7 protein-coding genes are annotated in these 10,656 nt (G+C 43.4%); all 7 read right to left on the reverse strand.

Annotated features, from left to right (window positions below; all coding sequences use genetic code 11):
• Positions 1-29 precede the first annotated feature (29 nt).
• A complete protein-coding gene (locus WC955_03075; protein MFA5858030.1) occupies positions 30-1,433 on the reverse strand; it encodes a CsgG/HfaB family protein in 1,404 nt (467 codons plus the stop codon).
• Between the two features lie 98 nt (positions 1,434-1,531).
• Entirely contained in the window at positions 1,532-2,761 is a 1,230-nt protein-coding gene (locus WC955_03080) for an ATP-binding protein (GenBank protein ID MFA5858031.1), read from the reverse strand.
• A 209-nt stretch (positions 2,762-2,970) separates the two neighbouring features.
• Positions 2,971-4,164: a hypothetical protein gene (locus WC955_03085; GenBank protein MFA5858032.1), complete on the reverse strand. Its 1,194-nt coding sequence runs from the start codon at positions 4,162-4,164 to the stop codon at positions 2,971-2,973.
• A 148-nt stretch (positions 4,165-4,312) separates the two neighbouring features.
• Positions 4,313-6,460, reverse strand: coding sequence for an acetyl-CoA decarbonylase/synthase complex subunit alpha/beta (gene acsB / locus WC955_03090; protein MFA5858033.1), 2,148 nt, complete (start codon positions 6,458-6,460; stop codon positions 4,313-4,315).
• Between the two features lie 10 nt (positions 6,461-6,470).
• On the reverse strand, positions 6,471-7,820 hold the full coding sequence (locus WC955_03095; protein ID MFA5858034.1) for a 5'-deoxyadenosine deaminase: 1,350 nt from the start codon (positions 7,818-7,820) through the stop codon (positions 6,471-6,473).
• A gap of 39 nt (positions 7,821-7,859) precedes the next feature.
• Positions 7,860-9,761 carry an FAD-dependent oxidoreductase gene (locus WC955_03100; protein MFA5858035.1) on the reverse strand — a complete coding sequence of 634 codons (1,902 nt, stop codon included), beginning with the start codon at positions 9,759-9,761 and terminating at the stop codon, positions 7,860-7,862.
• Positions 9,758-10,636, reverse strand: a complete 879-nt coding sequence (locus WC955_03105; GenBank protein ID MFA5858036.1) for a sugar phosphate isomerase/epimerase — start codon at positions 10,634-10,636, stop codon at positions 9,758-9,760. Before WC955_03105 ends, WC955_03100 begins: the two co-directional genes overlap by 4 nt.
• Positions 10,637-10,656 lie beyond the last annotated feature (20 nt).

A 10,656-nucleotide genomic window follows, 5' to 3' on the forward strand; every position in this document is an offset into this window, starting at 1 on the left:
CGTTCCTCTTTTCTGAATATTACCAAGAATTATTTAAACTTTAGTGCTGCGGCGCAGTACGGGTACGTGATCCCGACATACTTTGGGTCGCCGGGTTTGGATTTAAAGTCGGTATACGACACCCCGGGTTGTGTACCTAATAGTGCTATGATAACGCTGAACTCGTACTTTTCTTTTACCTCTACCCCCATGTGAATATACGCGCCAACGTGGCCACCCAGAAAAAGTTCGGCAACTAAACCTGCGCCGGTCTTGAAGTAAAACGGGTATTCGCCCATGTACCAGTTGTACTGCGAATACGGCGCTGGCGCGATGCCGTTAAACAAAAACATGCCGACGTCGACGCTGCGTTTGAACGAACCGCGCTGGAATTCCGTCAAAAAATGTTCCCAGTTAAATACTAACAACGGAAATTTGAAGTCTGAGTTCGCAATCGGGATACTGTTTGCAACACCGCCTAAACCGTATGCCAACCCGTCTTTTTTAAATCCTTTACGGTAATCTTTGTATTCTTCTGACGTTGTGAGATGTTTAGAGTATGCTTCTAAATACTCGTCGAACTTGAAACCGGCGGGGCGGAATTGCTGGTTAAAACTGTCCAAATTAAGGATGCCGAACCCCAACGCCTTTTTTGTATCTTCATACGAAATACCGCTGCGTAAGAACGTTTTGATAACTTCAAAATCCCAGCCTTTGTTGTAGGCGTTAAGAAATTCGGTTAATGAAAACGAGATGTCGTACTGGCGGATGTCCAAAAACTTTTCCGGTTCTATTTTGTGTTCAATCAACTGGCTGAGCTCTGTGTCGGTCGCGCCTAAAAATATCCATTTCGTTTTTTGGCGTTCCTCTACGTTCTGTGGTTGATTCGCGGTACCTCGGACTTTGTAGTACAGTTCTATATTCTTCACAATTTCTTTTAACGCGTTGAAAAGCATATTTTCGTCTTTGATAAACACGTTTTCGGTATAATCCACGAGCGACGTTTCGACGTTGATTATACGTACGTTAACCGCTAGCGTGCTGCCGAACCGTTCTATTGTACAGATAAACAGTTTTTCTACCGCCAGCAACTGCCCGATTTTTAAGAAGTTGGATTCTTTTATCACGCCGCTCATGCTTAACTTCTGTTCGTTCAATATTTTTTCGATATAGCTGCGGTCCAGGACTTTGAAGAGGTTGAGTTTAAATATTTCGGTCCTAAACACGTCGGTGAGGATCGAGAGTTTGCCGGGTTCCATGTTTAACGACGCAGAAATAACGTCAAGTATAGCAATCTGGTCTTTACCCGGTTCAACAGCTGCAACTGCTGCAGGTTGTACCGTGTTCTCCGGAGCGGTCGCGGATGGTGTTGCAGCGGGTTGGCTGTAGCCGGTATCAGGAATACAAAATAACAGCGCGGTTAGTACGTAACAAAAAAACAAGCGATTCAACATTGTCGAGCCCTCCAAAAGTACGAATGTTTTCTTAACATCTGATTATAGTATTATATTATTTTTTAATAGTAATTTGTACAGGCTCAGTATGCACCAATTTATAATAAATCCCAAGGCACCGCAATAATCTTATCATCCAGCTGTACCACTTTTTCGCCAGTATACACCAACACACCAACAACTGTTTCCGGGAAAATACGCATAAACTGCCGCAATCCCTGGGTGTCGTTATACCCTACCTGTTTTGTAAGCTTGACTTTCACCGCCAGTAACTTAGTTCCGTGCTGTATTACAAAATCTACTTCATCACCGTACTCGGTCCGCCAAAAAAATAGTTTTCCAGGCGGCGTAAGAAGTTCAGTATATATCCTCAGGTGATGATAAACCATTGACTCAAAAAACGCGCCGTATTCTTTAGAGTCTTTAAGTTCATTCTCATCATAAATCCCGCTGAGAAATACGCCAATCCCAGGGTCGAACCAGTACAACTTCGGAGATTTTACTACGCGTTTGGAACGGTTATTATAATATCCCGGGATAAGTTCTATAATGTTTGACACTTCGAGCAAGTTTATATACCGTGTGGTGGTAGGACGGCTGAGCCCGGCATCACGCGCAACGTTTGCACGGTTCAACACAGTTCCCGTACGTAATGCTAATATCTGCATTAACCTCCTGAAATCTACCAACGAGTCCACCTGTGACAACGCGCGGAGGTCGCGTTCTAAATATGTTGAAACATACCCGTTCCACCAATTCGTTACTCCCCCAGTTACTTTTTCACTGTTTATCAACGGCGGAACAAAGCCGTTTAACAGGTAATCTGTAACTTGAGTTTTACGTTTTACCCGTCCTTTTTGTGGAAGTTTAACAGAGAAAAGGGTTTCAACGGTATTGACATACTTATCCCGATGAATTTCGCCTAATGACATAGGGTTTAGTTTGAAATATACCGCGCGGCCTGCCAAACTTTCTGATACGCTCCGCATTAATAGCAAGTTTGCTGAACCGGATAATACAAACCGTTTACCGGGATGGCGGTCCACCTCAAGTTTTATTGCTGACAGTATTCCCGGCGATTTCTGCGCTTCATCTATTATCACCTTGTCATGAGAATACCATAAACTTTGCGGATCATTCTGCGATTGTTCTAATACGTTATAATCGTCTAGTGTAAGATAATGCCAACCGGAGAATATTGGCTCGTTCTGCAGAAACGTGGTTTTCCCAGTTTGACGCGCACCAGTGAGAACTACCACCTTGAAACTTTTTGTAGCAGGTTCTAGTATTTTGCTAATCCAGCGGGTACGATAATTCGGTATTGCCATAAACCTCCTCATACACAGAACGATATCCGTTCTTTATATGAACGATATTACAATATAGAAGGTTTTGTTGTCAAGTATATCTATTAAGTAAAAACTTAAAGAATTACCTAGGATTGGATGCCATCAGAACATGGTTTATGGGACAGAGTGTGTAATTTTTATCTCGTTATATGTGAAAATTAACAAAATATAAACGTTCCATAATATTCTTATTGCGATTTACCTGTCTCTTTTTGGATAATTTGATTCATCTGCTGTTTCACTTCGGAATAGGGTAAGACTCTCATATAGTACCCTAGAAACAGTATTCCATTGCCTATGACTTGTTTTTCTTCCGGTTTGTTGAACGCAGCCATATGCTCGAATAATGTTGACCCACGTAAGTTTAACGTATCGATAGTTTTTTCAATATATTGTTCATAACTATCTGTATTTGGATTAAAAGGCGTTCTTATTTTGTTGGAGATAATATCGATTTTAAAGAAAAATGCTGTATCCGTAACTTCTGGATTTCCTCTGAGACAGAAATGCTTAAATACCTGCCCATTGCCGTCATAAACAGAAAACAAATATATTGCTGAATTGTGAACATAATCGTTCAACATTTTGGCTTTTTCTTTGTCCTCAATTGTTTCGTCATCAATTTTAAATGAAGGAAATCGAGTGCTGATATTTAAAAGTGGATCATAGAATTTTACTTGCACTTTCTTGTCTTCTAACAAGTATGAATCACATACTGTATCTTTTGTATCTACCCTTTCATTTTCATCGTTTTTGTATTCTATGTCCTTAATATTTATTGTAGATTTATACAATTCTTTAGAGTCTATAAAGTCAATAAGCTTGGCATAAATGTATTTGTACGGCAAAATACTGTATTTTGTCTTACCAAATAACGGGAAAGCAAGAGATATTCGTTTATCCGATTCTAGCAAAGGTTTGTTTACCATATCTTTTCCATACCTGAGTTCAAGAGAACGGTGTTCAGTAATGTGTAGATTCTCAATCTTGAGTGGGAACTCCTTATGTGTTTGATTTATAAGATCTATAACAGAAAAACTCCATTGAACATCACTCCTGGAAATAACTTTTTGCTTAAGAACAATTCCTTTAATGGCTTCGCGCTTTTTGGTAATTATCCAATTATAAGAAGGCTGATTTGTAGCAAAATCGCTTAGTTGGTCAGGAGTAGGAGTTTTACTTATAAACACAGAACTTTCAGGGTTGTCAATATTATTAAATATTGTGTAATACCCGGGAATAATACTGTAATTAAAATAGGTTTTTTCTTGTAAAGGAATGGAGTTGAATACATATTCTTCTTTGTTTGGAGAATTTGCGTATAAAGGAATATTGCTAAATACAAAAGTAGCCAATAATAGAAATACTGTTCTTGATTTCATTATTTGTTAAGCCTCCTTTGATAATATATCAAAACTTAAGGATACAATCAAATGTCTGTGGAATGTCAAAATAGAAATCAATACACGATGGAAGAAAAAGTGGAGGTGAGGGGAATCGAACCTCTCAGGAGAACAGGCTTCGTTTGGCTTATATAATCGATGCCATTTTAAGCGCAGGATGCCCGTTTTTCTGTAAGTACTCCACAAGCGCAGTAATATCTGTGGTAACGGACTCATCCGCTATTTTATCGATAAACCCAGGATCCCCGATTTCATTCGCTCTCTCCCGTAGCCGCCCGTCTAACGCATCCTTCAACTCTTTTGTCATCCATACAATACGGTGAAGGCCGCCTTCAGGAACAAGAAATTTTTTGCTGGTAATATACAACTTACCCACACCGAGAAACCCAGGGGTTTGCGCACCCCCGCCGACACTACCCGCAAGCTGCGTAAAGGTCATCCCCACGGGTGTCATTCCTGTATACCCGCGGTTAACTATCATCACGCCGTTACATTCCGGTAGGATCGCGATGACACACTCAAAACACCCGCAGGAAGTTGTAGGAAATTCCATGATCCCGTAGTTACAGAAGCGTTCCAACGTTTTATTTGATGCGTTAAACACAAATTCATTAACCCCTGACCATTCGCCTTTAACAGTGTCAAGCTGACTACCTTTATTTATTGGCTGGTTCATACCCTTGGGATTAATCTCATACGCTGCTTTCCCATCAAGCCAGTTATACGCCCCGCAGAGTCCAAGTTTTTCCGGTGTGATAACGCACACATGATTTGGCGCATAACTCTGGCATAACGTACACGAATAAAAAAGGTCAACTTTATCGTCGGTAAGGCCTGCAATCCGGCGGTCACGTTCATCATAGGCCTTATTCGCGAGAACGCTTAATTTTTCAACTTCCTGCAGGTTAGTAATAATTTTTACCTGTACTTTATCCACAAGCGCAGGAAAATGGTCAAGCATCATTGCGTGTAATATTTTTCCAAAATGTACCAGCCTGAACCCCGCGGCATATGTATCCTTGCTTATCCTCACCCAGATCATGTTTCGCTGGCCCATATGAAATACACCCATCGCAAAACTTAGGAAATGATGAATCTGGCGTTCAAGTATGGGTTCAAACTCGGGTAACATCTTGCGTCCCGCTACTTCCACGACAATCCCCAGCGGCAACGCTGTCCCTTCAGGTACGGTATCGACATCCGGGCCAATGACTTCTACACGCCCATCCTCAACTTCGGCCATTGTTTTTGTTATCAACCACTCAAACGCTTTTGAGTACTTTCCACCGAACTCCACCCGTGTTTGTTCCCGGCGGACACGTTCGCCTTCAAACGCAGCGGAGACCGCTACCGGCGCATCAACCTTCGCGATTTTACTCTTTATCCCCCGGAGTTCAACTGACCTTTGCACAATTTTGCGGTGGTCGAGTTCTTTTACTATCAACTCCCCGACTTCCGGAACTTCAGTATCCGCGATTATCGGGAACCCCAGGGTCAACGCTCCGGCACCCGCTGCTACCTTTAAAGCATCCACCGCGCCAAGCGTATTCACCACAGCGAGTACACGGTTTTTTGTGTACTCCAAACACTTCTCCGCATTCCCGGGTTTTACCCCGCCGAACGTCATTGCACCGCGGATTGCCCAGTTAATCGGATAAATCGCTGATACAGTATCACGCCCGAAGGGAACAATATAATTATCCCAGCCCAACTCAACCTTTTCTTCGATAAGCTGATCAATGATTGACCTGCCATTAGTTTCCCCGCCGACGAACATCAGGACATTATGTTGTTGGTAATCCCTCACCAACGCAACCGCTGCCTTATTATCCGGTGCAGCACCGAGGATAGCAGCAAAACCCGGTAACCTCCCGTCGACAAGCTGTATCCCTAAAGTCCGGAGGATTGTATCACTAAAAAAACCTTCACACCCGTTTTGCGGTTCAGTACCGTATAAGTACCGTAAGCCCGCAATAACTTCCGCTGAAATCAATGTCGCCGTCCCTGCGGATAACGCATCACCCAGCCCGGGGTCAGTTATAGGTATGCCCTCAATCTTACCTTTTGCAAGTGCAACAGCTTTTTTTGCATCACCCAACGTTTTTACTTCCAGCCCAAACAAAGCATAGGATACGGGAAAATAAAACGCGGTATCGGGGAACTCAACCTTCTGTGCCTCGCCCTTACTCTCAATCGCGCGGGTAAGTTCCTGTTCCGCCAACCCAACCGCTGCCTTACCCCCGGCAATACTTAAATCTATGATCACTTTTGACATAATAACCTGATTAACCTTTTTTACTTTTTTTTACCTTATCATAAAACCTTTTTGCAAACCGCATTGCTGAAGCAGTAACATCTGTCTCGTTTATTGTTAACACTTTACCGTTATTATACACAACTTTACCGTCAATAATCGTGGTATCAACGTTCTCCGCTCCAGCGGAATATACTATCGCAGAGTATACATCTTCTACGCGGTACGGTACAGTATTTGGCTTGTTTAAATTTAAAACCACAACATCCGCGTGTTTCCCAACCTCAATGCTCCCAACTTCATTTGCAATCCCCAACGCCTTCGCACCATTAACGGTAGCGAGTTCCATAACCTCACGCGAGGACAGTATATGCGTAATATCCTTATACCTCGCTAGTAAGCCCGCGATACGTAGTTCTGTTAACACGTTGAGGTTGTTGTTACACGGCGCGCCATCCGTACCTATGGTTACATTAATCCCGGCATCCTTCATCCTGCGGGTAGACGCGATCCCGGACCCGAGTTTAAGATTTGATGACGGGCAATGCGCAACACTTGCGCCGGTACTGTTCAACAAATTATACTCGTTATCATTTAACCACACACAATGCGCGAGTACGGTTTTATTAGTCAGCACCCCCAGGGAGTGAAGATACTCAACATTCCCTTTCCCGCCGGATAATGTTTTAACAATATTTGTTTCATTATAATTCTCAGACGCATGCGTATGTATCACCACCCCGTTTTCTTTCGCGAAATATACAGCTTTACGTATCAACTCCTGGCTGCAGCTAAGCGCGAACCTCGGGGTGAACGCGTACCTAATCCGCTGATCCACGGTATTATGCCATGCTTTAAATAAATCCATGCTTGTACGGATACACCATTCCGTCTCCTGCTTAAGCCCTGCAGGTATACCATCGCCGGTATCCATCATTGCATTCCCGACGGTAGCGCGGATCCCTGAACTTTTTACCGCTTCAAACACCGAGCTAGTATGATTAACCGTTCCCATATCAAGAATACACGTTGTCCCGCTGCGGACAAGCTCCGCGATGCCCAGTAACGCTGTGGTGTATAACGTTTCAGGTGTATGCATCGCCTCTAACGGCCATACGCGTTCACGCAGCCATACTAGTAGTTCAGCTTCTTCCGCCATCCCGCGGAAAAGTGTTTGGCATAAATGTATGTGCGTTTGTACAAACCCGGGAATCACGGTTTTGCCGGTACAGTCGATTGTTTTGTCGGCGGCTTTACCTGTAATACGCTTACCTATCTTGCGGATAAGGTTATCCTCGATATACACATCGGCGTTTGTCAGTACCCGGCGTTTGGAATCCATCGTAACTACTGTTGCGTTTTTGAGAAGTAATGTTTTCATAGTACTAATAGTATATTAACCTTTCCGATAGGAAGTCAATTAATAAGCCCTGACTTCAAACACTTTTGCGTTCAGGTACCCGTTTGTAGCGTGTATATGTACACAGATTTTATCTGCATCCACCTTTTTTGGTAAATCAATAACCACGTGTCTTTGATAATTCCCCTTGAAATTTTGTTCATACACCGTATTATCACCACTGACAATTTTCAATGTAAAATCGCGCACAAGTTCCGGCGGGACGCCTTTTCGTTCTTTCTCAATAAAAGCGTGTGAGATAGATATAACTTTTTCTTCTGACAGGTTCGGGTCAAAAGTTATCCGAACTTGACTCAAGGCCACAGGTTTTTCAAACGCAAGCGTCAATATTTCCCCGTTTTTTGAAATACCGTCCGACTCCCAGCAGTTATTCTCATCTTTGACATTTCTGGAAATACCGTTAACAACTTTCTCGGGTTCACTTCCTTTGAGATACGAACTAGCGCTCACTTTTGCCGTACGTGCATAATCGCCTTTATCTTCATTTCTACACCCCGGGATAAAACAATCCTCCTTCAAAAGCTGCTGCCGTAACTCGTTTATATACATTTTCCCGATTTCCCGAGGAGTACAGTTGTGTTGTACCGCCATCGCAGCAGCGGTTCCCACCGCCTGTGCACCAACCGCGCAAGTGCCCATCACTCTTGTGGAACTCATCCCGAGTTTGGTCGCGCTGATATTTCGTCCCGCCATCATAAGATTGTTGATATTCCTTGAACAAAAACAGCCGTAGGGTATACTATAAAGCCCGGTGAAACTTATCACACGGGAAGGAATCATGCCTTTACCATAAAGCCCTCCAGGCGTATGTTCATCCATCGGCCATCCGCCGTATGCAACACCGTCCTTATGCTCGGTATGCTTATAAATATCGTGCTGAGTCAGGATATAATCACCTACTAGCCTGCGGCTTTCCCTAATCCCGGGCACCGCGCTGATCCACGTGAGTTCGTAATTCACAGCACCGTGATCCCCATAGTTTTTTATATGGCCCCAAATACCGTAAACACATTTATATAATTCATCGCGAATTTCTTCCGCCTGGCCAATGATATCGTCCCAGTCACCCCCGATTTCAATCCACCAATATCCTGACCGGACATCATATTTTTCGACAAGTTCTTTTGTCACGCTTTCAAATTTTGTTCCTGCAGGTAGAATCACAACATCGTCGGCAGTGTGGTAAACAATAATGTCGCCATGCGGGCGATGTTTGAGGTCGTCCTCGTCAAACTTATGCGCCCAAAACGGCGCGTCAAACTTTACAGGATGCCCCGTGTCACGCGCACAAAACATAAGCGTGTTACCCATGGTATAACCGTTAACTTTTTCAGGTGCGTCAGGTTCGTTGAACTCATGTTTGCTCTCACACCCGATTCTGTATTCCGCACCCGCGTTGTACCCAAGCGTACCATGGCCGGTACAATCGATATATACTTCAGCGGTAAGTTCATACGTAGTTTCTGTCGTTGACTGATAGCAGGTAATGGCCCGCACCTTTTCGCCGTCCGACTCCACCGAATTCATGCAGGTGTTTAAATACATATCCAAATTGTTGCAGTACTTAACTTTTTCCCATAGTACCGAGTCCCAGATGGAATAATTGAAACTATCGTTACGCTTTTTATTCTCAAGCACGATTTCGGATACGATACCGGTTTCGACAGCGTCTTTCTTCCCCCAGTGACAGGACGCGCCGCAGATATGCATCCTGATCTCAGAACTTGCATTCCCGCCGAACACGCTGCGTTCGTGAATAATAGCGGTTTTAACCCCGCCTCTTGCCGCGCTGATAGCCGCGCAGATGCCACTGATCCCGCCGCCAACCACAACGACATCGTATTCTAGTTTTATCGGTACAACATTACGGCTAGTTTTTCTTTCGCAAATATAATTTTTCACTTTATACTATCCTTTATACCTAATAAATACCTTCCGGTAGCAATAAGATATTTCGCGTGCTCCTCACGCAGTTCTACTGGAATACCTGCAACGGATACTTCAAAATTAAAATCGCCTTCATACCCTATCTCATCAAGAGTTTCCATAATCTTTCTCCACTTAACCTTCCCGATGAAAGGCGCTGTATGCGCATCACTCTGCCCAAAGTTATCGTTTATATGCAAAACCTTAAGCCGATTGCCTACCGTCCGTAATTCCTTCACCTGATCCCTTCCTGTAATATTTGAATGCCCGGTATCCCAGCATATCCCTGTTTTAAGCGTATCCGTAAGATCGCATAATTCCTCTGCAGTTGAGCAATACCGATGCTTTTCTTCAGTAAAACCTACTGAAAGCGTATTTTCTATAGCTATCCCCACCCCTAATCTTGTTGCGTGGGTAATATGAGGAATGAGGTACTCGCTCACCGCCTTTTTAGAAGTAACAAGATCAGTGGAAGGCACATTACTGGGATGGAATACCGCCCATTTCACGCCAAGCATAGCGCTTGCCATAATCGACCTTCTCACCATCTCCTCCTTAAATTCCCTGTCCTTTATATCAGGATCGGTATAAACATAAAACGGAAGATGGCTTTGAGCGAAATCTAAACCAAGTTTTTTTCCATACAACACTATCTGTTCAACATTTTTCTCCCAGTTATCCCCATGAAGAAAAGTTTCTTCATTATGCTCACCGGTGAATATACTACCGTGTAACCCGAAATCTATAACACTAAACCCTATACGTTTACAAAAATCCAGTGTTTCAAAGACTGAAAACCTTATATCCCCCGGCCGGACAGAATAAAACCCGGAATTAACTGACAACCTCATACATAAAAACCCTCCATTAC

Source organism: Elusimicrobiota bacterium (genome assembly GCA_041658405.1).
Lineage (GTDB): Bacteria > Elusimicrobiota > UBA5214 > JBBAAG01 > JBBAAG01 > JBBAAG01.